This window comes from Microvirga sp. Mcv34, assembly GCF_024519725.1.
GTDB lineage: Bacteria > Pseudomonadota > Alphaproteobacteria > Rhizobiales > Beijerinckiaceae > Microvirga.
Window position 1 is genome coordinate 85,827 of the sequence record NZ_JALJRK010000008.1, and the last position, 22,705, is coordinate 108,531.

Annotated in this window: 25 protein-coding genes and 1 tRNA gene; 13 read left to right on the forward strand and 13 right to left on the reverse strand. The window is 64.7% G+C overall.

Annotated features, from left to right (window positions below):
* Nucleotides 1-22: 22 nt before the first annotated feature.
* The 7 genes from OC446_RS07140 to OC446_RS07170 all read left to right on the forward strand — a co-directional run bounded on the left by OC446_RS07140 (nucleotide 23) and on the right by OC446_RS07170 (nucleotide 6,381).
* Complete coding sequence (locus tag OC446_RS07140; RefSeq protein ID WP_262028358.1) at nucleotides 23-1,855, forward strand: DNA polymerase III subunit gamma/tau; 1,833 nt, start codon at nucleotides 23-25, stop codon at nucleotides 1,853-1,855.
* Between the two features lie 28 nt (nucleotides 1,856-1,883).
* Nucleotides 1,884-2,204, forward strand: coding sequence for a YbaB/EbfC family nucleoid-associated protein (locus OC446_RS07145; protein WP_262028359.1), 321 nt, complete (start codon nucleotides 1,884-1,886; stop codon nucleotides 2,202-2,204).
* A gap of 74 nt (nucleotides 2,205-2,278) precedes the next feature.
* The gene (recR, locus tag OC446_RS07150) at nucleotides 2,279-2,884 is read left to right on the forward strand and encodes a recombination mediator RecR (RefSeq protein ID WP_262028360.1); all 606 of its coding nucleotides are present in this window, start codon (nucleotides 2,279-2,281) and stop codon (nucleotides 2,882-2,884) included.
* A 201-nt stretch (nucleotides 2,885-3,085) separates the two neighbouring features.
* A complete protein-coding gene (gene dapD / locus OC446_RS07155) occupies nucleotides 3,086-3,928 on the forward strand; it encodes a 2,3,4,5-tetrahydropyridine-2,6-dicarboxylate N-succinyltransferase (RefSeq protein WP_262028361.1) in 843 nt (280 codons plus the stop codon).
* 56 nt (nucleotides 3,929-3,984) lie between these two features.
* On the forward strand, nucleotides 3,985-4,449 hold the full coding sequence (locus OC446_RS07160; RefSeq protein ID WP_262028362.1) for a DUF805 domain-containing protein: 465 nt from the start codon (nucleotides 3,985-3,987) through the stop codon (nucleotides 4,447-4,449).
* 70 nt (nucleotides 4,450-4,519) lie between these two features.
* The gene (gene dapE / locus OC446_RS07165) at nucleotides 4,520-5,689 is read left to right on the forward strand and encodes a succinyl-diaminopimelate desuccinylase (protein WP_262028363.1); all 1,170 of its coding nucleotides are present in this window, start codon (nucleotides 4,520-4,522) and stop codon (nucleotides 5,687-5,689) included.
* A gap of 101 nt (nucleotides 5,690-5,790) precedes the next feature.
* Complete coding sequence (locus OC446_RS07170; RefSeq protein ID WP_262028364.1) at nucleotides 5,791-6,381, forward strand: hypothetical protein; 591 nt, start codon at nucleotides 5,791-5,793, stop codon at nucleotides 6,379-6,381.
* 58 nt (nucleotides 6,382-6,439) lie between these two features.
* Here OC446_RS07170 and truA read toward each other — a convergent pair whose 3' ends face one another.
* From truA to def, 4 genes are read right to left on the reverse strand one after another with little or no spacing between them, the layout of a single operon-like run.
* Complete coding sequence (gene truA / locus OC446_RS07175) at nucleotides 6,440-7,186, reverse strand: tRNA pseudouridine(38-40) synthase TruA (protein ID WP_262028365.1); 747 nt, start codon at nucleotides 7,184-7,186, stop codon at nucleotides 6,440-6,442.
* A gap of 1 nt (nucleotide 7,187) precedes the next feature.
* On the reverse strand, nucleotides 7,188-7,682 hold the full coding sequence (locus OC446_RS07180) for a GNAT family N-acetyltransferase (RefSeq protein WP_262028366.1): 495 nt from the start codon (nucleotides 7,680-7,682) through the stop codon (nucleotides 7,188-7,190).
* Nucleotides 7,683-7,690: 8 nt separating this feature from the next.
* Entirely contained in the window at nucleotides 7,691-8,623 is a 933-nt protein-coding gene (gene fmt / locus OC446_RS07185) for a methionyl-tRNA formyltransferase (RefSeq protein ID WP_262028367.1), read from the reverse strand.
* Nucleotides 8,620-9,138 (reverse strand): peptide deformylase, encoded by a 519-nt coding sequence (def, locus tag OC446_RS07190; protein WP_262028368.1) that lies wholly within the window; start codon nucleotides 9,136-9,138, stop codon nucleotides 8,620-8,622. The genes fmt and def overlap by 4 nt, the downstream gene beginning before the upstream one ends.
* A 196-nt stretch (nucleotides 9,139-9,334) precedes the next feature.
* Here def and OC446_RS07195 point away from each other — a divergent pair, with 196 nt between their 5' ends.
* On the forward strand, nucleotides 9,335-10,522 hold the full coding sequence (locus OC446_RS07195) for a DNA recombination protein RmuC (protein ID WP_262028369.1): 1,188 nt from the start codon (nucleotides 9,335-9,337) through the stop codon (nucleotides 10,520-10,522).
* A gap of 140 nt (nucleotides 10,523-10,662) precedes the next feature.
* Nucleotides 10,663-11,166 (forward strand): ferritin-like domain-containing protein, encoded by a 504-nt coding sequence (locus tag OC446_RS07200; protein WP_262028370.1) that lies wholly within the window; start codon nucleotides 10,663-10,665, stop codon nucleotides 11,164-11,166.
* 275 nt (nucleotides 11,167-11,441) lie between these two features.
* On the opposite strand, the gene OC446_RS07205 is transcribed toward OC446_RS07200, so the two are convergent.
* From OC446_RS07205 to OC446_RS07225, 5 genes are all read right to left on the reverse strand, one after another.
* The gene (locus OC446_RS07205; protein WP_262028371.1) at nucleotides 11,442-12,173 is read right to left on the reverse strand and encodes a pyrimidine 5'-nucleotidase; all 732 of its coding nucleotides are present in this window, start codon (nucleotides 12,171-12,173) and stop codon (nucleotides 11,442-11,444) included.
* Between the two features lie 214 nt (nucleotides 12,174-12,387).
* Entirely contained in the window at nucleotides 12,388-13,293 is a 906-nt protein-coding gene (gene argB / locus OC446_RS07210; RefSeq protein ID WP_262028372.1) for an acetylglutamate kinase, read from the reverse strand.
* A gap of 163 nt (nucleotides 13,294-13,456) precedes the next feature.
* Nucleotides 13,457-13,825 (reverse strand): DUF423 domain-containing protein, encoded by a 369-nt coding sequence (locus OC446_RS07215; RefSeq protein WP_262028373.1) that lies wholly within the window; start codon nucleotides 13,823-13,825, stop codon nucleotides 13,457-13,459.
* The gene (gene yihA / locus OC446_RS07220) at nucleotides 13,822-14,478 is read right to left on the reverse strand and encodes a ribosome biogenesis GTP-binding protein YihA/YsxC (protein ID WP_262028374.1); all 657 of its coding nucleotides are present in this window, start codon (nucleotides 14,476-14,478) and stop codon (nucleotides 13,822-13,824) included. Before yihA ends, OC446_RS07215 begins: the two co-directional genes overlap by 4 nt.
* Before the next feature lie 62 nt (nucleotides 14,479-14,540).
* Entirely contained in the window at nucleotides 14,541-16,091 is a 1,551-nt protein-coding gene (locus OC446_RS07225; protein ID WP_262028375.1) for a CYTH and CHAD domain-containing protein, read from the reverse strand.
* A 192-nt stretch (nucleotides 16,092-16,283) separates the two neighbouring features.
* Between OC446_RS07225 and OC446_RS07230 the strand changes: the two genes are divergently transcribed.
* On the forward strand, nucleotides 16,284-16,868 hold the full coding sequence (locus OC446_RS07230; protein WP_262028376.1) for an NUDIX domain-containing protein: 585 nt from the start codon (nucleotides 16,284-16,286) through the stop codon (nucleotides 16,866-16,868).
* Nucleotides 16,869-16,926: 58 nt separating this feature from the next.
* On the opposite strand, the gene yidC is transcribed toward OC446_RS07230, so the two are convergent.
* The 3 genes from yidC to rpmH are packed head-to-tail and all read right to left on the reverse strand — an operon-like array spanning nucleotide 16,927 to nucleotide 19,367.
* Nucleotides 16,927-18,786 (reverse strand): membrane protein insertase YidC, encoded by a 1,860-nt coding sequence (yidC, locus tag OC446_RS07235; protein ID WP_262028377.1) that lies wholly within the window; start codon nucleotides 18,784-18,786, stop codon nucleotides 16,927-16,929.
* Nucleotides 18,779-19,213 (reverse strand): ribonuclease P protein component, encoded by a 435-nt coding sequence (rnpA, locus tag OC446_RS07240; protein WP_262028378.1) that lies wholly within the window; start codon nucleotides 19,211-19,213, stop codon nucleotides 18,779-18,781. Before rnpA ends, yidC begins: the two co-directional genes overlap by 8 nt.
* A gap of 19 nt (nucleotides 19,214-19,232) precedes the next feature.
* The gene (rpmH, locus tag OC446_RS07245) at nucleotides 19,233-19,367 is read right to left on the reverse strand and encodes a 50S ribosomal protein L34 (protein WP_027314822.1); all 135 of its coding nucleotides are present in this window, start codon (nucleotides 19,365-19,367) and stop codon (nucleotides 19,233-19,235) included.
* A gap of 268 nt (nucleotides 19,368-19,635) precedes the next feature.
* Here rpmH and OC446_RS07250 point away from each other — a divergent pair, with 268 nt between their 5' ends.
* The 3 genes from OC446_RS07250 to OC446_RS07260 all read left to right on the forward strand — a co-directional run bounded on the left by OC446_RS07250 (nucleotide 19,636) and on the right by OC446_RS07260 (nucleotide 22,235).
* A complete protein-coding gene (locus OC446_RS07250) occupies nucleotides 19,636-20,430 on the forward strand; it encodes a TVP38/TMEM64 family protein (RefSeq protein WP_262028379.1) in 795 nt (264 codons plus the stop codon).
* A gap of 186 nt (nucleotides 20,431-20,616) precedes the next feature.
* Nucleotides 20,617-22,053, forward strand: coding sequence for a sensor histidine kinase (locus OC446_RS07255; RefSeq protein WP_262028380.1), 1,437 nt, complete (start codon nucleotides 20,617-20,619; stop codon nucleotides 22,051-22,053).
* A gap of 105 nt (nucleotides 22,054-22,158) precedes the next feature.
* Nucleotides 22,159-22,235: transfer RNA gene (locus tag OC446_RS07260), tRNA-Arg, on the forward strand.
* A gap of 220 nt (nucleotides 22,236-22,455) precedes the next feature.
* Here the strand turns inward: OC446_RS07260 and OC446_RS07265 are convergent.
* On the reverse strand, nucleotides 22,456-22,623 hold the full coding sequence (locus tag OC446_RS07265; RefSeq protein WP_262028381.1) for a hypothetical protein: 168 nt from the start codon (nucleotides 22,621-22,623) through the stop codon (nucleotides 22,456-22,458).
* Nucleotides 22,624-22,705 lie beyond the last annotated feature (82 nt).

Consider the following 22,705-nt stretch of genomic DNA (forward strand, 5'->3'; position numbering starts at 1 on the left):
ATTCTCCAAAGCCTTGCAGTCGATGGACGATACCACAGCCGGCACGCCCCCGAACGACGAGCCGGCCCTGCCGGGCTTCCCCGCCGCGCCCGCTCCAGCGGCTGCTTCCGCAGCGCAGGCCTCCCCCTATCGCGTCCTTGCCCGAAAATACCGCCCTCGAACCTTCGATGACCTGATCGGTCAGGAGGCGATGGTGCGCACCCTCTCGAACGCCTTCGAGACCGGGCGCATCCCGCAGGCCTGGATGCTCACCGGCGTCCGCGGCGTCGGCAAGACCACCACGGCCCGCATCCTGGCCCGTGGCCTCAATTATCAGAAGGCCGATGGCTCGGGTCAGCCGACCATCCACATGCCGGAACTTGGCGTCCATTGCCAGGCGATCATGGAATCGCGGCACGTGGACGTGCTGGAGATGGACGCGGCCTCTCACACGGGCATCGACGACGTCCGCCAGATCATCGACGGCATCCGCTATTCGCCGGTCTCAGCCCGATACAAGGTCTACATCATCGACGAGGTCCACATGCTCTCGGAGAAGGCGTTCAATGCCTTCCTGAAGACGCTTGAGGAGCCGCCGCCGCACGCGAAGTTCATCTTCGCCACCACCGAAATCCGGAAAGTCCCCGTCACGATCCTGTCCCGCTGCCAGCGCTTCGACCTGCGCCGCATCGAGGCGGACAAGCTCGTGGCCCATTTGGGCCGCATCTGCAATGCCGAGGGCGTGCAGGCCGATGCGGAAGCGCTCGCCGCCATTGCCCGCGCGGCGGAAGGCTCAGCGCGCGATTCCCTGTCGCTGATGGACCAGGCCATCGCCCACGGCGCCGGTGTCGTGACGCCCGACACCGTGCGCGACATGCTGGGGCTTGCCGACCGCACGCAGGTGATCGACCTCTTCGAGGCCGTGATGCGCGGCGACGTGCCTGCGGCCTTCGCGGGCCTGCGCTCGCAATACGATGCCGGTGCGGACCCGGCCGTGATCCTGTCCGATCTCGCGGCCTTCTCGCATGTGGTCACGCGCCTCAAGCTGATTCCGGAGGCCGCCAGGGATCCTGCTCTCTCCGAGATCGAGCGGACGCGCGGCACCGATTACGCCCAGAAGCTCTCGGTCAGGACCCTGTCGCGCGCCTGGCAGATCCTCCTCAAGGGCATTCCCGAGGTGCAATCCTCGAACCGCCCCATCGCGGCGGCCGAAATGGTGATCGTGCGCCTCGCCTATGCGGCCGATCTGCCGACCCCGGACGAGGCCCTGCGCGCCCTGAAGGACGGCGCGCCGGTTCCCGCCGGCGGCGCCTCGGCGCCTTCGCCCCGGCCGTCCGGTCCCGCCACGTCCGGCAACATGGCGCTCGCGACGTCGCAGCCCTATCCCCAGCCGCGCCCGCAAGCCGCGCAGCCCGAGCCGACCATGCGGCTTCGCCGCTTCGAGGACGTGGTGGCGCTCGCCGGCGAGAAGCGCGAGATCGTCCTTAAGGCGCAGCTCGAACGGGACGTGCGCCTCGTGCGCTTCGAGGAGGGCCGCATCGAGCTCAGCCTCACCGACACCGGCAGCCGCACCATCGCCAATGACCTGACCCGCGCCCTGCAGCAATGGACGGGCGAGCGCTGGATGGTGGCCCTGTCCTCGGAGGAGGGCCAGGCGACCCTGCACGAGAAGGCGGTCGAGGCCGAGCGCGAGCGCAAGGAAGGCGCCGCCAACCATCCGCTCGTGCAGGCGGTGCTGACCAAGTTTCCCGGCGCGCAGATCGTGAACGTGATCGAGCGGGCGGAGAAGCCCGGCGAGGATGCGGAAACCGAGATCCTCGGCGAGGCCGATGCGCTGGCCGCGCACGAGGCCGAAGACGACGACGATCTTTTCTGATTTTCTTTTCGAGATTGAGGACACCGTCATGAAGGACATCATGGGATTGATGAAGCAGGCTCAGGCCATGCAGCAGAAGCTGCAGGACGCCCAGGCCGAGCTCGACACCCTCGAAGTCGACGGCAGTGCCGGCGGCGGCGTCGTGACCGTGAAGGTGACCGGCAAGGGCAGCCTGAAATCCATCAACATCGATCCCTCGCTCATGAATCCGGACGAGAAGGAGATCCTTGAGGATCTCATCGTGGCGGCCATGAACGATGCCCGCGGCAAAGCCGAGCGCGTCACCCAGGAGCGCATGGAAAGCATCACCAAGGGCCTGCCGCTTCCTCCGGGCCTGAAGCTGTTCTGAGCGAAGCATCGCGCGAAGAAGTCGATACGGGTTCTTCGCACCGAGCGATGCGACAAAAGCAAAAGAGAACTTGAATGGCTCAGCACGTTGCCGGCCCTGAGATCGAGCGCCTGATCCAGCTCCTCGCCCGCCTGCCGGGCCTGGGGCCGCGCTCCGCGCGGCGCGCGGCGCTCCATCTCATCAAGAAGCGCGAGACGCTGCTCAACCCGTTGAGCGATGCCATGCGCATCGCCAACGAGCGCATCGTCGTGTGCTCGACCTGTGGCAATGTCGATACGTCGGATCCCTGCACGGTCTGCCGGGATGCCAAGCGCGATCCGTCCATCCTCGTGATCGTGGAGGATGTGTCCGATCTTTGGGCTCTGGAGCGATCCGGCGCCGTCAACGCCAAGTATCACGTGCTCGGCGGCGTGCTCTCGCCGCTCGACGGCGTGCGGCCCGAGCACCTGAACCTGGAACGCCTCGTCGCCCGCGCGTCGGAGCCCGGCGTGAACGAGGTGATCCTGGCGCTCAACGCCACGGTCGACGGCCAGACCACGGCCCATTACATCACCGAGCTTCTCGCCCACCTTCCCGTGAAGGTGACCAAGCTCGCTCACGGCGTCCCGGTCGGCGGCGAGCTCGACTATCTCGACGAGGGCACGCTCTCGGCGGCGATCCGGCAGCGCACGGCGTTCTAAAACACATCTCTCCGTCGTCATCCCCGGGCTTGTCCCGGGGACCCACGTCTTACTCGGAGCGTGGGTCAAGGCGTGGATGGCCGGGACAAGCCCGGCCATGACGTGGGAGGGTTTCACATCGCATATTGGGCACATGATGACGTGACAGGCTTGAGCGCCGTTGCTAATCAGGCGGCAACGAAACCCTGACCCGAGTTGCCCATGTCCACCGCCGATCTCGCCCGCACCATCGACGCCGCCTGGGACGACCGGGCCAATGTGAGCCCCTCGACGACGGGTGCCATCCGCGAAGCCGTCGAGGAGGCGATGAGCCTTCTCGATTCCGGCAAGGCGCGCGTGGCCGAGAAGACCGGCGGCGAGTGGCAGGTGCATCAATGGCTGAAGAAGGCCGTGCTGCTGTCCTTCCGGCTCAACGACATGAGCGTCATCAAGGGCGGTCCGGGCCATGCCGTCTGGTGGGACAAGGTGCCGTCCAAGTTCGACAACTGGTCCGACGCAGAGTTCAAAACCGCAGGCTTCCGCGCCGTCCCGAACTGCACCGTGCGGCGCGGCGCCTATATCGCGCCCGGCGTGGTGCTGATGCCGTCCTTCGTCAATCTCGGCGCCTATGTGGACGAGAACACCATGGTCGACACCTGGGCGACGGTGGGTTCCTGCGCCCAGATCGGCAAGAACGTTCACCTCTCCGGCGGCGTCGGCATCGGCGGCGTGCTGGAGCCGCTCCAGGCCAATCCCACCATCATCGAGGACAATTGCTTCATCGGCGCCCGCTCCGAGGTGGTGGAAGGCGTGGTCGTGGGCGAAGGCTCGGTGCTCTCCATGGGCGTGTTCATCTCGGCCTCGACCAAGATCATCGACCGCAACACCGGCGAGGTCTTCATCGGTCGCGTGCCGCCCTATTCCGTGGTCGTCCCCGGCTCTCTCCCCGGCAAGCCGCTTCCGGACGGCACCCCCGGCCCGTCGCTCTACTGCGCCGTCATCGTGAAGCGCGTCGACGCCCAGACCCGCGCGAAGACAGGGATCAACGAGCTGTTGCGGGATTAGAGATCAGGCTTTATACCCGTCTTAATGATATGACGTATCATTAAGACGGGTGCTTTATGAACTTCCTGCGACTGTTCTTCAGCTTCTATGGTCGAATTGGGCGTACTGTTTATTGCGGTGGAATAGTCGTCAATTTGTTTGCTGCAGTAACGGTTTTCTTCATTGCTGACTCAATTTTTTTGAAGTCTAGCGAAAGTGATGCCGCCCTGCTCGTCAAGCAGGCATTGCTTGCCATGGCTGCATCTGGATTCGTCGTTTCCGTCTCCTCGTTGCACATCAGACGGATGCATGACCGTGGGCAGACCGGCTGGCTAGGGTTGGCGGGGTTCGCTGCGATCAGCTTATGTCTCTTTTGGATCCGCCGACTTCTACCCAATATTCTTCTTGCCGAAGGACCCCGCATCTATAGCATTTTGCTTGCTGCGCCGGGATTGGTGGTACTGATCTCTACGCTATACCTTTTTGGTGTGATGCGCGGACAAAGCGGCCCCAACCGCTTTGGGCCTGAGCCTCTCGATTAAGAGGTAAAAACTCGTTCCTTAGTACTAAGCAAAGGCTTGGATTTTGTTTTGCGTCATGTTTGATGAAAGCATGACGCACGACACCTCACCCCTTGCTCTCGCCCAATCCCTCCTGCGCTGCCCATCGGTGACGCCCGATGAGGGCGGGGCGCTTGCCTTCATCGAGGGAGTGCTGAAGGAGGCGGGGTTCGAGGTACATCGGCCGGTCTTCTCCGAGCCCGGCACGCCCGATGTCGAGAACCTTTATGCCCGCTACGGCTCAGGCGAGCCTTACCTGCTCTTCGCCGGACATACGGACGTGGTTCCGCCGGGCGATGCGGCTCGATGGACCTACGATCCGTTCGGCGGCGAGATCCATGGCGGCGAGCTTTATGGGCGCGGCGCGGTCGACATGAAGGGCGGCATCGCCTGCATGATGGCGGCGGCGCTCGCCTTCATCCGCGACAATCCCGACTTCAAGGGCTCCATCGGCTTCCTGATCACCGGGGACGAGGAGGGGCCGGCCGTCAATGGCACGGTGAAGCTCCTCGAATGGGCCAAGGGGCGCGGCGAGCGGTTCGACCATTGCATTCTGGGCGAGCCGACTAACCCGAACCAGCTTGGCGACATGATCAAGATCGGGCGGCGCGGGTCGCTCACCGGTCGGATCGTGGTCGAGGGCAAGCAGGGGCACGTGGCTTATCCGCATCTCGCGGACAATCCCATTCCGGGCCTGATGCGCCTGCTGGATGGGCTCCTGAAGGAGCCGCTCGACGGGGGAACGGATCATTTCGACGCCTCGAACCTGGAGGTGACCACCGTCGACGTGGGCAATCCGGCATCCAACGTGATCCCGGCCGAGGCGAGGGCCACCTTCAACATCCGCTTCAACGACCTCTGGACGCCCCACAGCCTGGAGGCGAAGATCGAACGCCGCCTGCGGGAGGCTGCCGGCAACAATGTGCGTTATGCCCTGACGACGGAGCCGACCAACGCGGTCGCCTTCCTCACGCCGCCGAACGAATTCGTGGGCTTCATCGCCGATGCCATCAGGGCCGAGACCGGCTCGCAGCCGAAGCTCTCCACCACGGGCGGCACCTCGGATGCTCGCTTCATCGTGAAGGACTGCCCCGTGGTCGAGTTCGGTCTCGTGGGACAGACCATGCACCAGGTCGACGAGCGGGTGGCCGTCGCCGATTTGGATCGCCTCGCAACGATTTACCGCAAGGTGCTGGAGGCCTATTTCGCCCGGCGAGGCTGAGCTCCGACCTTGGCTGTTTAAACTAAAGTCGAAGAAAGGCCGGAACGTTTTGCAGGCGCCATCCATTTTCGAGGGCAATCGTCTTCGAAAAGAGGCCGCCGATGATCGTTACGGCTGATGAGGTCAACCGCTCGTTCCGGGGAACCCTCGACCTGCTCAACAGCAGGTCCGAGGGCCTGAAATCCTTCGACATGAGTGAGCGGGGCTTCTGGCGCTCCTTCACGGCGATCTGGCTGACGCTTCCGGCCTATGTGGTCTCCCTCGCCTTCGAGCGCCTCCGCCTCGGCCTCCTCCAGCCGGACCGTCCGCTTCTCGACAGCTTCTGGATCGACCTCGTCGTGGCGCTCGGCCATGTGGCGGGCTTCATCGCCCTGCCGGTCGCCATGATCGGGATCGCCCGGTGGTTCCGGCTCGAGAAGTCCTATGTGCCCTTCGTCATCGTGACGAACTGGATCTCCGTCATCGGCATGCTGGTCCTCTCCGTGCCGGCCATGCTCATGCTGCTCGGATGGGCGCCTCCGGGGCTCGCCAGCCTGTTCGGCCTCGCCTTCGCGATCATCATCGTGCGGATGCAGTGGTTCGCCACCAAGGAGACGCTAAAGATCGCGAGCCTGCCGGCACTCGGCATCGTGGTGCTCGGCATCATGCTCAACTCCGTCATCGGAACGGCGATGCGGGGGCTGTTAGGCTGAAGCATAGAGCGCAAAAGTGGGAACCGGTTTTGCGTGGAAAGATGCGACAGACAAGACTTTACAGCTCGGGATAATCGACGCCGATCAGGTAGAGGCCCGTCGAAGGGGCCATCGGACCGCAGCGCCTGCGGTCTCGGGCATCGAGCGCGGCACGCACATCCTCCACCGACCAGCGCCCGGCGCCGGCCCGCTCCAGGGTTCCCGTCATGGACCGCACCTGATGGTGCAGGAAGGACCGGGCGGAGGCATAGATGCGGATCTCGTCGCCGATCCGCTCCACGTCGAGCCGGTCGAGGGTCCGCACGGGGCTGTTGGCCTGGCATTCGGCGGCCCGGAACGTGGTGAAGTCATGCCGCCCGATCAGCGTCTGGGCGGCTTCGTGCATCACGTCGGCATCGAGCTTCCAGGCCACGTGCCAGACCCGGTTCGCCTCCAGCGCCGGGGGAGCGCGGCGGTTGAGGATGCGATAGACGTAGTGGCGCTTCACGGCGGACAGGCGGGCGTGGAAGGTCTCCGGCACGGCTTCCGCCGAGAGGATGGCTACGGGGGCTGGCTTCAGATGAGCGTTCGTGGCATCGCGCACCGTGTCCGGCCGCCATTCCTTCTCCAGGTCCACATGAACCACCTGATGGGTGGCGTGAACGCCTGAATCCGTCCGTCCGGCGCAGTGGATGCGGACCGTCGTACCGGTGAAGCGCGCGATGGCATCCTCCACCGCCTGCTGTACGGAGAGCCCGTTCGTCTGATGCTGCCAACCGGTGAAGGGCGTGCCGTCGTATTCGACGACAAGCTTGTAGCGAGGCATGTTATTCCAGTTCTGCGAAGGCCTTGGCGTAGGTTACCGAGCCATGGGCGGCTTTGCCTTTGTCGGAAAGCGCGAGGGCCTGGAGATAAGGCCCGTCATAGGGCGTTTTCACCTGTTCCGCCAGCCGCGGGGTGAAGCCGAAGCGGCCGTAATACTGCGGTTCGCCGAGCACCAGGACGAGATCGTAGCCGTCGTCCGCGAGGCGCACCAGGCCGTCCCGGACGAGAGCCGCTCCGATGCCCCGCTTCTGGTAGGCGGGAGCGACGGCGAGCGGGGCCAGGACCGCACCTTTGACGGACGGGCTCTCGTGAAGGATCAGGCGGGAATAGGCGACATGGCCGGCCGGCTCATCGGCATGGGCGACCAGGGAGAGGATGAGATCGCCGTCCCGGTGCATGTTCCGCACGAGGTCCGCCTCCGCCAATTGTCCGAACGAGGCGGAGTAGATGGCATAGAGGATGGACCAGTCGGCAGTTTCCTCCAGGCGAACCTCCATGCCGGACCTCACGCAAATTGGGCGCCCGGACCAAGCCTCACACCCCGCAGGAATTCCTCGAAAGCCACGGGGCCTTTTCCGGCACGCTGAACCTGAATCAGGCGGATCGCACCCTCGCCACAGGATATTGTACCATCGTTGTCGAGCAGAGTCGCGGGCGAAGCTGAACCTTTTCCCAGGATAGCCCTAAGAACCTTCACCCGCTCCGGCCCCTTGCCGAAATCGGCCGTAAAATAAGCACCCGGGAAGGGCGAGAGACCACGAATGTGGTCGTGAACGGCCTGAGCCGGTTTCGACCAGTCGATCCGCGCGTCCTCGTTCTTGAGCTTGTGGGCATAGGTCACGCCTTCCTCGGGCTGGGGCGTGAAGCCCAGGCCCCCGCGGGAGAGGGCAGCGAGCGCCCGCACCATAAGGTCGGCGCCCAGGACCATGAGCCGGTCGTGGAGCTCACCCGCGTTCATGTCGGGCGCGATCGCCACCCGCTCGACCATAGCGACCGGGCCGGTATCCAGGCCTTCCTCCATCTTCATGACGGCGACGCCGGTCTCCCGGTCGCCGGCCATGATCGCCCGCTGGATCGGAGCAGCGCCGCGCCAGCGCGGGAGCAGGGAGGCGTGAAGGTTGAGGCAGCCGAGCTCCGGCGCCTCCAGGATGGCCTTCGGCAGCAACATGCCATAGGCCACCACCACGGCCACGTCGGCGTTGTGGCTGCGGAAGATCTCGGCGGCTTCGTCCGTCCGCAGGGTTTTCGGCGTCAGCACCGGAAAGCCGAAGCGATCCGCCATCTGGTGGACGGGGGAGGGCCTCAGCTCCATGCCGCGGCCGGCCGCCGCGGGGGCGCGGGTATAGACGGCCACCACATCGTGGCCCTGGCCGACGATCTCGGACAGGGTCGGCACGGCGAAATCCGGCGTGCCCATGAAGACGACGCGCAGGCTCATGCGCCGGCCTCGCGCTTGGCCACCTTCTTGAACTTGGTCATCACCCGGTCGCGCTTGAGCTTCGACAGGTAATCGATGAACAGGACGCCGTTCAGGTGGTCGATCTCATGCTGCACGCAGGTCGCGAGCAGGCCGTCCGCATCCTGTTCGATGGTCTCACCCTGTAGGTTCATGAAGCGGAACCGCACCCGGTCGGGACGCTCGACCTCCTCGTAATATTCGGGGATCGACAGGCAGCCCTCCTCGTAGACCCGCTTCTCCTCCGACGCCCAGGTGATCTCCGGATTGATGAGCACCATCGGCTGGCGCTCGTCGTCGGACTTGGACACGTCCATGGTCACCATGCGGACCGGCACGCCGATCTGGATGGCAGCCAAGCCGACCCCGGGGGCGTCGTACATGGTTTCCAGCATGTCGTCGGCCAGCTGGCGGATCTCGCTCGAGATGTCCGTGATGGGTTCGGACACCAGGCGGAGCTTGGAATCGGGGATGATGACGAGGGGTCTGATGCTCATGATCGCGGGAGATAAGCGCTCGAGGAAGGATGGTCAAATCGTTCATCTAGAGCATCGGCGCCAAAAGCGGATCCACTTCCGGGCCTCGTCCGATGCTTGCCATTCATAAGTGCATCGTTTCCGCGGAAAAGGGGATTCCGCTTTGCCCCACGAGGCACTTGTGTTCGGATGCGCCGTCCACCGGAACCATAATCCCATGAACGATGTCGTCCTGATCCTCGGCCAGACTCCCTTGACCTGGGGGCAGATCGTCATGGGCATGGCCGGCTTAAGCCTCGTCCTTCTCCTCATCGTGACGATGCTGCTCCTGCGGACCCGCCGGGAACGGGCCCTGGAGGCCGCCATCGCGGACGAGCGAGCCAGGGAGATGGACGACAAGGTGGCCGAGCTCACCCGCATCCAGTCGGAAATGACCGGCCGGATGCGGACCATGGCCGAGGTCTTCGGCTCCCGCCAGAGCGATTTCGTCCGCATGATCTCGGAGCGGATCGACGGGTTGCAGCACCGGGTCGGGCAGGGGCTCGAGGCCTCCACGCGCCATCAGACGGAGAACCTCTCGAAGCTCAACGAGCGCCTCGCCGTGATCGACGCGGCGCAGCAGAACCTGACGAGCCTCACCGGGGAGATCGTGGGGCTGAAGGACATCCTCTCCAACAAGCAGACCCGGGGCGCCTACGGGCAGGGGCGGATGGAGGCCATCGTCCGCGATGGGCTGCCCGCCAATGCCTTCGAGTTCCAGGCGACCCTGTCGAACCGCACGCGGCCCGACTGCCTCGTGCGCCTGCCCGGCGACGGGCGCGGCCTCGTGATCGACGCCAAGTTCCCGCTGGAGGGCTTCACCCTCTTCCGCGAGGCCAAGGGCGACGAGGCGCGCAGCCGCGCGGCCACGAAGGTGCGCAACGACATGCTCGTGCATGTGAAGGACATCGCCGAGAAATACCTGATCCCCGGCGAGACCCAGGACATCGCCATGCTCTTCGTCCCGGCGGAATCGATCTATGCCGATCTGGCCGAGCATTTCGACGACGTCGTCCAGAAGGCGCATCGCGCCCGCATCGTCATCGTGTCGCCCTCGCTCCTGACGCTCGCCATCCAGGTGATGCAGGCCCTGGTCCGCGATGCCCGCATCCGCGAGGAGGCAAGGGTGATCCAGGTCGAGGTGCAGAAGCTCCTGGAGGACGTGGTGCGCCTGGATGCCCGGGTGGCGAAGCTCGACACTCACTTCCGGCAGGCCCAGGAGGACGTGTCGCAGATCCGGGTCTCGGCCGACAAGATCGTCAAGCGCGGTCAGAAGATCGAGACCCTCGAATTCGACGAGAATGAAACCGAGGCTCGGGCCGAGTGGCTGCGCCTCCAGGGCCGGAATCTCCGGGCCGTGGAATAAAAGCACCCGACGGTGCGTTCATGAAGGTTGGCGCCGGGAACCGCCCTTCGCCCGCAACGTTCTTCCCACGCTGCACGACACGCCATCGAGATGATGGCGTTTGACGATCAGACATCACGGATTTTGGGAAGGATTGCGCTATGGGCCTTTTCTCGAAGGACATCAAGTCGTTGGATGACCTCTTCATCCACACCCTGCAGGACATCTACTACGCCGAGCAGCAGATCACGAAAGCGCTGCCGGAGATGATCGAGAAGGCGAGCGACCCGCAGCTGAAGCAGGCGTTCCAGACCCACCTCGGCGAAACCCAGCAGCAGATCCAGATGGTCGAGCAGGTGTTCCGCATGCACGGCCACGACCCGAAGGGCGTGACCTGCCCGGCGATCGACGGCATCATCGACGAAGCCCAGGAGATCGCAGGCGACATCGACGACCCGCAGGTTCTCGATGCGGCGCTCCTGGCCGCCGCTCAGGCGGTCGAACACTACGAGATCACCCGCTACGGCACGCTCGTCGCCTGGGCCAAGCAGCTCGGCCGCGAAGACTGCGCCGGTGTGCTGCACCAGATCCTGGATCAGGAAAAGTCCACCGATCAGAAGCTCAACCGGATCGCCGAGAGCAAGATCAACACGAAGGCCGCGTAAGGTCTTTGTCAGATGAAACGGAAATGGCCTCCGAAAGGGTGCCATTTTTGTTTTGGCGTGACGATTTCTCTGAAGCCGTCATGGCCGGATCAACCCGTAGACCCTCATCCTGAGGAGGTCGCGAAGCGACCGTCTCGAAGGAGGATCCAGTGCACGCTTGAAGCTCCTTCGAGACGCCGCTTTCAGCGGCTCCTCAGGATGAGGTCGGAGTGTGAGAAGAAGCCAGGATCATCGGCACAAGGCCGGCCAGGACGTGGCGGATGTCGCTCCCGTCTCTACTTCACCGGCAACGCATAGGCGCGCAAAAAATCCGCTAGGTCGTTGGTGATGTAGTCGATCTCCGGCGTCCGGACGGCTTCCTGCTCGAAGCTCTCGCGGAACGGGTCGAAGGTCTTGGGCACGATGAGAGTGGTCGTCATGCCGAGTTCGTGCGGCACCGTAAGGTTCTTGGCGATGTCCTCGAACATGGCCGCGCGGGCCGGCTCCACCCCATGCTTGTCGAGGAACGTCTCGTAGGCGCGCCGGTCGGGCTTGGGCACGAAGTTCGAGGCGGCGATATCGAACACGTCCTCGAAATGGTCGAGGATGCCGATCTTCCGCGCCACGTTCTCCGCGTGCTTGCGCGAGCCGTTGGTGAGGATGAGCTTGCGGCCGGGCAGCTTCTCGATGGCCTCGCCCAGGCTGTGGTTCAGCTCGATATCCGTGTGGTCGATGTCGTGGGCGAAATCGAGGAAGTCGGTCGGGTCGACGTCATGCTCCTCGATGAGCGCCCGCAGGGTCGTGCCGTGCTTGTGATAGAAGTACTTCTGCAGCGCCTTGGCAGACAGGCCGTCGATGCCGAACAGGTTGGCGACATAAAGCGTGATCCGCTCGTCGACCTGTGGCCAGATCCGGGACGTGTGCGGATAGAGCGTGTTGTCCAGGTCGAAGACCCACGTCTCCACATGGGCGAAGGGGCGGGAGTCGGGCGAGGACAGGTGATTTTCGATAGACGGCTTAGCGTTCATGGATCCCAAAGACGACAGTGGGGCCGTGCGGCCCCACTGACAGATATATAGGCTCTTTCGGCCGATCCGTGAAGGGTGACGCTCTACAGCATCGGACCCAAAAGTGGACTTGCACTTTTGGGTCCGATGCTTCGTCTATAGATGAGAGCATCGTTCGGGCCGGACCCGGAGGGCCGCGTCAGCGAAAACCGGGCCCACTTTTCCAGACGATGCCCTACCCCCTGCGGATCAGCGTGCCCGCGCCGTGATCGGTGAACAGCTCCAGCAGCACCGCGTGCGGCACCTTGCCGTCGAGGATGACAACCGCCTCCACGCCCTTTTCCAGGGCATAGATGCAGGTCTCGATCTTGGGGATCATGCCATCCGTGATGGTGCCGTCGGCGATGAGGCGGCGGCAATCCTCGATGGTCATTTCCGGGATCAGGTTCTTGTTCTTGTCGAGAACGCCCGGAACGTCCGTGAGCAACAGGAGGCGCTTGGCCGTCATGGCGCCCGCGATGGCGCCCGCGAAGGTGTCGGCATTGACGTTGTAGGTCTGGCCGTCATGCCCGGTTGCCACCGGGGCGAGGACGGGGATCAGCTCGGCCTGGAGAACCTGGTCCAGGACGGCCCGGTTCACGTGCTCGGGCTCGCCCACGAAGCCGAGATCCACCACCTTCTCGATGTTGGAATCCGGGTCGACCGCCGTGCGGGTGACCTTTCGGGCCGTGACCATGTTGCCGTCCTTGCCGGACAGGCCGACGGCCTTGCCGCCCTCGGCGCCGATCCAGCCGACGATCTGCTTGTTGATGGAGCCCGCGAGCACCATCTCGACGACCTCGACCGTGGCCTCGTCCGTGACGCGTAGGCCACCTTTGAACTCGGACTTGATGCCGAGCTTCTCCAGCATCTTGCCGATCTGCGGTCCGCCGCCATGGACGATGATCGGCTTGATTCCCGATTGCTCGAGCAGCACCACGTCCTCGGCGAAGTCCTCGGCCGCCGCACGGTCGCCCATGGCATGGCCGCCATACTTGATCACCACCACCTGCTGGTCATAGCGCTGCATGTGCGGCAGGGCTTGGACAAGCACCTCGGCCTGCACATGAACGTCGGGAAGGGGGATGGACGGATCGGACATGAACGGCTCCGCTCGGGGATCGGTATCAAACGGCCTGCCTTCTAGAGCATCGGACCCAAAAGTGGAATGCACTTTCGGGATCCATCCGATGCTTCACCTTAACCAACGGGCGCATTATGCATACGATGCGCCCGCTCGAGGGAAGGCGGCTGCAAACAGGACTTCAGGCCCTCAGGCGCAGAAGGGCGGAGATTCCGACGAGCAGCCAGCCCAGCATGAGGAGGACGCCGCCCGTGGGCGCGGCCCTGGGGAAGAGCGCCACACCCGAGAAGGCCCGGCGGGAAAGGTCACCGCAGAACAGGATCAGGCCGAGCACCAGCACGTAGCCGGCGATCTGGGCCAGCATGGGGTTCACGGCTCCGGCCGCCATCAGGGCCACGAGGGCCAGCAGGGCAGGGGCATGGAAGAGCAGGAACTGCGCCGCCGTGGCGAGATTCCCGCCCGCGATGTGGGCCGCAGCCGCCGACAGGCCGACGCCGAGGAGGCCCGAGAGCGAAGCCAGGACGATCAGGACCCGGGCGGCGAGGTTCATCCCGCGCCTCTTTCGCTCAGGAGCCTGGCGATCCCGGCGCGCAGCTCGGGGATGCCGAAGCCCGTGCGGCTCGACGTGGGCAGGATCTCGGGGAACGCGGCGGCACGCTTCTCGATCTTCTGGAGGGTGTCGGCCATGCGCTTGTCGAGTTCGTCCTTCTTCAGCTCATCGGCTTTCGTCAGGACGATCTGGTAGGAGACGGCGGCCGTGCCGAGGGTCTCGAGAACCGCCTCGTCCACCGGCTTGATGCCGTGGCGGGCGTCGATCAGCACGTAGACGCGGGCGAGGCTCGCGCGGCCACGGAGATAATCATGGATCAGCTGCGTCCAGGCAGCGACCTTCTGCTTGTCGACGGCCGCGTAGCCGTAGCCGGGCATGTCGACCAGGTGGAAGCGGTCGTTGACGTTGAAGAAGTTGAGCTGCTGGGTGCGGCCTGGCGTATGCGAGGTGCGGGCCAGTGTGTTGCGCCCGGTCAGGGCGTTCACGAGGCTCGACTTGCCGACGTTGGAGCGCCCTGCGAAGGCGATCTCCACTTTGCTCATGGGCGGCAGGTTCTTCAGGGAGTTCGCGGCCCAGATGAAATCCGCTTCGCCGGCAAAGAGCTTGCGGCCGATCTCGAGAAAGGGGTCGGTATCAGGTTCCATATCGGTCATGAGGCTCTTATCGACGCTTGGTGGCCGGAGTTCAAGGCATCCCGCTCAAGCTTTTCGGACCGTCAGGGAGACGGAGCCCAAAACGGTTCGGCCTTCGCGAGCTTCCTGGAGGCCTTTTTCGCCTGGGTCATGAGCTTGCGCTCGCGCCTTTTCGTGTCGCCGGCGGCCTTCCGGACCAATTTTCGGAATGGGGGCTCGAGCAAGGTCTTGCCCACCTCCATGTCGTTCAGCTTGCCCAGCATGTCCTGCAGGCCCTCGAGAAGGTCGAGCATCGCCTTGCGGCTCTTCCTCGCCGGAACGCCCGGGAACAGGGTGGCGAAGAACTCCACGCCGTAGCGCAGCTTCTTGATGCGGATGCGGAGCTTGTGGCGGTTTTCCGCGTCCAGGTCGGCCATCCGCCGCGCACCCTGCCGGATCCGCTGCCAGCGGCGCGAGAATTCCTCGACGGCCAGCGCCTGGGCGGGCAGCTCCCGCGCGGCCCTGACGGATGGCTTGCGTCGCGTGAGCCAGCGGCCGGATTCGATCCATGTCGCGGCCTTCAGGACCGCGCGCATGAAGCGGGGCTTGGACAGGGTCTTCAGAAGGATCTCGAAGGCTTTCGCCCGTAGCCTTTCGGCCTCTTCCAGCACCTGCGGGCCTTTTTCATGGTCGTCGGCCTTCCGCAGCCGCGCGATCAGGACGTCGAGGTCGCGGACCCGGCCGAGCTTCTTGCCCGCCCATCGGATCTCGGCCCGGATGACCTTGCTGTCCCGGTCCCGCAGCATCGGCTCGAACAGCGAGATTGCCGCGTTGAGCCGGCGGAAGCCGACCCGGGTCTGGTGCACCAGCTCGGGATCGCTGCTTCGGCGCAGGAGAGCCTCGTTGCGGATGATCTGGGACAGGCAGGACCGGGCGATGGTCTGGAACGCCTCCGCGCATAAGGCCTGGCTCGGGATGACGACCCGACCGGCCTTGACCGGCGCGTCGTCGCCTTGGCCGAGAAGCCGGTAGCCTCGCTCGGATTTCGTCACGGGCGAGAGTCGGAACGGGAGGCTGTCCGCAAGGTCGTCGGCGAGGGAGAACAGGGCAGACGGATGGCCGTCCTTCAACTCCAGCTCGACCTCGCAGAAATGCTCCGCGCCGCTCTCGGTGGAGGTTCTGGCCTCGTCCAGGGCGAGTTCGATCGTGGCGCCGTCGTGCTTGATCTCGAAGGCCCGGCGGTCCGTGTCGACCGTGAAAACAGGCTTGAGGTCCTGGCGGATGGCCTCTTTGGCGACGAGCGGAGCCAAGGGGGTGCCGGCGGCAGCCGCGAGATCGGGCCCACCCTCGACCGGGGTTTCCCATTCGCCCCTGTCGAGAGCCAAGCCTCGCGCCTTGCGTTCCGCCTTGATGGTCTGGATCCCGCGACCGTTCCGCTCCCGGACCCGGAGGGTCAGCCCCGCCCGGTGCAGGGCGCCGTCCGGGGAATCGTAATAGACGGCGTGGAGGGCTCCGCCCTGGTCGGGAAGCGCCCGGGCCTCTGACATCACCGGATGGCGGAGGAGTTCCCATGCGGCATCTGCGGCGAGTTCCAGCTTCAGCTCGATCTCGCTCGCCCTCTCGGGCCTCTGCTTCTCATGCCGCCCGGTATCCATGGCCAGCCCGTCTCCGGTTTCCGATCGGCGATCATGTAGAGCGATTCCCGTTGAAAGCCACGTGATCGATCGCCGACCATCCTGTCTGACAGCTCCTGCCAGAAATCTATCACTCTTGCACTAAACCGGAGGAGTGCATTCGGCCGGGCAGTCGCCATGCTGTGTCGCCTTGGACATGACGGAAATGCGCACATGACGGACAACCCCATTCTCATCCGCTCGGTCGAGGTCCTCTCCGACGATTGGGCCATCCTCAGAAAATTCACCTTCGATTACCGCCGCCGGGACGGCAGCCTGGAGCGGCAGGTTCGGCAGACCTATGACCGCGGCCACGGGGCGGTGATCCTGCCCTACGACCCGGAGCGCGGCACGGTCCTGCTCGTCCGGCAGTTTCGGTTGCCGGCCTATGTGAGCGGCCATCCCGAGCCCCTGATCGAGGCCTGTGCGGGACTTCTCGACAGGGACGACCCGGAGACCTGCATTCGCCGGGAGGCGGAGGAGGAGCTCGGCTACCGGCTCCGCGACACCGAGCCCGTTTTCCACGTTTTCATGAGCCCAGGCAGCGTGACCGAGCGGCTGATGTTCTTCGTCGCCCGGTATGCTCCGGAGGATCGGATCGGCGACGGAGGCGGCGACAGGCATGAGGGAGAGGATATCGAGGTGCTGGAAATGGCCCTCGATCAAGCCCTCGCGATGGTGGAGCAGGGCCGGATCATCGACGGCAAGACCATCATGCTGCTCCAGCACCTGAAGCTCAAAGGCCTTGTGAGACCCTGACAAAGAAAAACCCCGGGTTTGAGCCCGGGGTTCTTTACTGGTCTCGGCCGGTCGCCGCTCAGCCCTTGGCCGGGCTCGCTTTGCGGCTGAAGGTCTTGCGCAGGTTGTCCCAGAGCTCGATCTTCACGCCGTTGCGCTTCATGATGAAGGCCTGCTGGCTCACCGAGAGAAGGTTGTTCCAGGCCCAGTAGATCACGAGACCGGCCGGGAACGAGCCGAGCATGAAGGTGAAGATCACCGGCATCCAAGAGAAGACCTGCTTCTGCACCGGGTCTGGCGGCTCCGGGTTCATCTTCATCTGCAGCCACATGGTGATGCCCATGATGATCGGCCAGACGCCCAGCATCAGGAAGTGGCCGATCACCGGCACCGCGCCCGGGTTGTAGGGCAGGAGTCCGAACAGGTTGAAGATCGAGGTCGGATCGGGGGCCGCGAGGTCGCGGATCCAGCCGAAGAACGGCGCATGGCGCATTTCGATAGTGACGAAGAGCACCTTGTAGAGCGCGAAGAACACCGGGATCTGGATCAGCACCGGCCAGCAGCCGGCGACCGGGTTGATCTTCTCCTTGCGGTAGAGCTCCATCAGCGCCTGCTGCTGCTTCATCTTGTCGTCAGCATAGCGCTCGCGGATCGAGGCCATTTCCGGCTGCACAGCCTTCATCTTCGCCATGGAGCGATAGGACTTGCTGGCGAGCGGGAAGAATAGCCCCTTCAGGATCACGGTCACGAGGAGGATCGCGATGCCGAAATTGCCGAACAGGCGGAAGAAGAAATCCAGGACCTTAAAGAGCGGCTTGGTGATGAAGTAGAACCAGCCCCAGTCGATCAGGAGATCGAAGTTCTTGATGTTCAGGGCGCTGTGATAGGCGTCGACGGTCGCGACTTCCTTGGCGCCGGCGAACAGGCGCTGGGTCACTTCCGTGGTGGCGCCGGGCTGGAGCGTCTGCGACGCACCGGCCACGGTGGCCTGATAGGTGCGGTCCGCCGTCTGGCCCTGCTGCGACGTGAACGAGCCCTGGAAGGGTTGTGACTGGTCGGGAATGACCGCCGCCGCCCAGTACTTGTCGGTGATGCCGAGGAAGCCGCCGGTGACCGAGTTCCAGATCTGGCCGACCGTGCTGCCGCCCGAGATCGGCTCTTTCTTGTCGAGGTTCGCGTAGGTGACCTCCTGGAGCCCGTTGTCGCCGAGCACGCCGATCATGCCTTCGTGCAGGACGTAATAGCCGAGGGTCACGGGCTTTCCGTGGCGAGAAACCAGGCTGTAGGATTGCAGCGTCACGGGAGCCGTGCCCCGGTTCTCGACCGCGTCCTTGACCGTGAAAATGTACTTGTCGTCCACCGAAATCGTGCGGCGGAAGACCAGGCCCTGGTCATTCTGCCAGGTCAGGGTCACGGGGCTGCCGGGGGTCAGGGAGGTCTTGTCCGCAGTCCAGACCGTATTCTGGTTCGGCAGGCTGCCAGCTTCGGCGCCGACCCAGCCGAACTCGGCGTAGTACGGGTTCTGGGTGCCGGTGGGCGAGAGGAGCACGATGATCGGGCTCTTGGGATCCACCGTCTCGCGATAATGCTTGAGGGACACGTCGTCGACGCGGCCGCCGCGCAGATTGATCGAGCCGGAGATCGCGGGCGTGTCGATGGTGACGCGCGGCGAGGCGGCGAGCGCCGCCTCACGGGATTGGGTGGTCGGAGCCGCCGGCGTGCTCGGGACGGTTCCCGGCACCGTCGGGGACGCGCCACCGGCCTGGCTCGGGCTCGCCGGAGGATTCGGTGCCGTGGGGTTCACCTGCGTGGACTGCGCCTGCTGGGCGGCCTGCCGCTGCTTTTCGGCCTGGGGAGCCGCATAGAAGTATTGCCAGCCTAGCAAGATCGCCAGCGATAGCGCGATGGCGACGATGAGGTTCTTGTTGTCTTCACGCATGGGAATGTCCGCGACGCTCGCCGTTGGGGGGAGGTGAGGAAGGGGGCCGACGCTCTGCCGACGGCGCGCTCTTCGGCTTGGTGACCGTCCGCAGCGCGCGTCTGAGATCGTCGATGAGCAGATCGAAATCGGCGGAGAGGATATCGCGTCGTCCGATGATGACGACGTCCGCATCGATATTCGCGTAATCCTGGCCCGCCGCAGGAAGGGCGGCCCGGAGCCGGCGCTTGATCCGGTTGCGCTCGGTGGCGTGGCCCACACGCTTCGTCACCGTGAGGCCGAAGCGCAGGCCGAGGCCCGAGCCCTCGCGCAGCCGAGCCTGAACCGACATCCGCTCGGTATGAAAGCGGCGGCCAGAGGCCGCCGCGACGAAGTCAGGTCTTTTCGTCAGACGCCCGAGGCTTTGCTCTGCGCGAGGTTCGCGCATCGGGCGATCCTTAAGCTGCTTACGCCGAAAGGCGCTTGCGGCCATGGGCGCGGCGAGCGGCAATGACCTTACGGCCACCCTTGGTCGCCATGCGCGCACGGAAGCCGTGGCGGCGCTTGCGAACCAGCTTGCTCGGTTGATACGTCCTCTTCACGGCACATCTCCGGTCGAATGGGGCAGCGGTGCTCGATGGCTCGCGCCCGTCTGGTTGAGTTGGGGTTGCCCCCGAAACTGTCTCGAAAAAACGATCAGCGCCCCAGAAGAGCGCTGTCAGCTTGCGGGCTTATGAAGGAAGGGAGGGGCAAAGTCAACGCCGCTCTGGCCTTTATGCGGCAATCGGCCCGGCGGCTTCGCCTGAGGTGCCCGGTCCATAGGCCCGCCGGCGCCAAGCCCTACATTGGGCCTGAAACCAAGGAGAAGTCGTGGTCGATCCGCAGCAAAGCCCTCATAGCCCAAAGGGAACGGTCCGTCTCCTGCGAATCCTGCCTCTCGGGGTTCTCGTCCTGGCTGTGGGAGCCTTCTTCGCCTCGGGCCTGCATCGCTCTCTGAGCTTCGAAACCTTCATCCAATACGAAGCATGGCTGCAGGAGCACGTGGCCGCCCATCGCCTGGCCATGCTTGGCCTGTTCGGCGTGGTCTACGTGGCGGGAGTCACCCTGTCCCTGCCGGTTTCCGCTCTCCTGACGACCATCGGCGGCTATCTGTTCGGCTGGGTGCTTGGCGGCCTTGCGGCCTCCGTGGCGGCCACCCTCGGGGCGACCGGCCTCTTCCTGATCGCCCGCACGTCGCTGGGGGAATCTCTGCTGCAGAAGGCGGGTGGAAGGATCCAGGCCTTGGCGGCGGGCTTCCGGAAGCAGGCCTTCTTCTATCTTCTTTCGCTGCGGCTGATTCCCGCCGTTCCCTTCTGGCTGACGAATCTCGCCGCAGCCTTCTTCGGCATGCCGGCCAGGACCTTCGTTCTCGCGACCCAATTGGGCATCCTGCCGGTATCCTTCGCCTTCGCCTTCGCCGGTTCGGGCCTGGACGAAGCTCTGTCCCGGCACGAGGCGCTCCTGGCCGCGTGCCGAGCGGCCGGGAGAAGCGATTGTGTGGACGCTTTCGACCCACGGACCCTGATGACACCTGAACTCCTCATCGCCCTCGCCATCCTGGGCGTGCTGGCGCTGGCGCCGGTTGCGCTGAAGCACTGGCGCAGGCGAGACTCCGGCCATGGGTGAAGGCCAAGTACGGTAGGGTAGGGCATCGGAGCCGGGAGGGAGCTCCGCTTTCGGGATTGATTCCTTCCCAGCTCCCTTTATCCCAGCCCATGTTGGGCGCGGCGGTGGCGTTTCTCGAATCGCCGGCCCACAATTCATGAACGCGGCGACCGGCCTTTGGGCTCCGCCGCCTGGAATGAAACGGGAATGAGCCGCGAGTCGACCACTCTCACAGGACGCATCCTGAGCCAGTTCGGGCTTTCAGCCCGTCTGCTCCTTCTGACCGTGCTCTTCGTGATGATCGCGGAGGTGCTCATCTATGTGCCGTCCGTGGCCAATTTCCGGCTGACGTGGCTGAACGACCGTCTGGCGGCGGCACAGATCGCCGCCATGGTCCTCGATGCGGCGCCGGAGGAAAGCCTGACCGAGGACCTGGAGCTGCGCCTTCTACACGGAGTCGGCGCCAAAGCCATCGCCCTGAAAGGCGGCGGGCGCCGGAGCCTGCTGGCCTCGGGCGACATGCCGAATGAGGTGAGCAAGACGGTCGATCTGCGCGACGCCAATTGGGCGATCCTGGTGCAGGACGCCTTCTCGGTGCTGTTCACCCCCGCCGACAAGCCTATTCGCGTCATCGGCGCCGGCATGGGGGTAGAGTTCGTCGAGATGATCCTCGATCAGGCGCCGCTCCGGCAAGCGATGATCCGGTTCTCGCGCAACATCCTGTTCCTGTCCCTGTTCATCTCCGGCATCACGGCGTTTCTCGTCTATCTCACCCTGCAATGGGTGATCGTGCGTCCCGTACGGCGGTTGACCGGCAACATCGCGGAATTCTCCAGCAATCCGGAGGATGCGTCGCGGGTCATTCAGCCGACGGACCGCGTCGACGAGATCGGCCTCGCCGAGCAGGCGCTTGCCCGCATGGAGACGACGCTCGCCGACGAGCTGCGCCAGAAGCGCCGCCTTGCGCAGCTGGGGCTCGCTGTCAGCAAGATCAATCACGAGCTGCGCAACATGCTCACCACGGCCCAGCTCCTGACGGATCGCCTGGACAACGTGAGCGACGAGAGCGTCCAGCGCATTGCCCCCAGGCTCGTCAATACCCTCGATCGGGCCATTGCCTTCTGCGAGACCACCCTGGCCTATGGCCGGGCCACGGAGCCCCTGCCGCAGCGGCGGCTGATTCCGCTGGCACCCCTGATCGAGGAACTGTCGAACCTCACGGACCTCGCGCCGGAAGTCGGCATCGCCTTCGAGGCCCGCGTACCCGAGGGCCTGATGGTCGATGCCGATCCTGACCAGCTCTCCCGGGTTTTGGTCAACGTGGTCCGCAACGCCGTTCAGGCCCTGAGCCAGACCGGGTCGCCCGGGGGGCGCCCTCGAATCGATGTATCGGCTTCTCGGGAGGGCGGCGCGGTGTGCATCCTGATCAAGGACAATGGCCCTGGCATTCCCGAGCGGGCGAAGGCGACCCTGTTCACGCCCTTCCAGGGCTCGGCCCAGAAGGGGGGCACCGGCCTGGGCCTTCCGATCGCCGCGGAGCTCGTTCAGCTGCACGGCGGCACGATCGCCCTCGACGAGAGCCATGGCACGACCTGCTTCAAGATCTCGATTCCGGACCGGCCCTCCGCGTCGGGATCAAACTGACGCTTTCCGCATATCTTCTGCACGAAGAGGCTTGCCAAGCGGATCAGATGCCTCTATGTCAGCGGCCTCGGCGAACGTTGCTCCCCGCAACGACTGGCCGACAAGGCGCCCGTAGCTCAGCTGGATAGAGCACCAGACTACGAATCTGGGGGTCAGAGGTTCGAATCCTTTCGGGCGCGCCATTTTCCTTTCGAAAATCGATGAAAATGAGAGTTCGAGGCTCAGTTCCTGAGCGTCCTGGCTCCGAATGTGCTTCGCGCGCTACGGCTGAGGCTGGGCCCGGCGTACCACGTGCGGGAAGAGTTTCCACGATCAAGCGAGATCACCAGCATGAGGCCGGTGACGACGTCGGGAGGTCGGTTTTCGGCAGCCCGTTGAACGGGCGTAAGGGTCTTGAGGGTTCTACACCTCGGCCGCCGGGGTGATTCCGAGGTCGGTGAGCTTGGCTCGAACCTCCGTGATCGGCCGTTTCAGCTTCAGGCTGATCACCGAGACCGGCGCTCCCTCGCGGGCGAGGGACAGAAGAGCCTGGACTGCCTCGTAACTCCAATGATCTCCGGCCGGGTTCATGGCGTGCTTCTCCCTGTGAACGAAGCGCAAGCGTCCGTCGCAAGTGCGGCGAGATGATGAAATGACGGTTTGGGAAATGGTT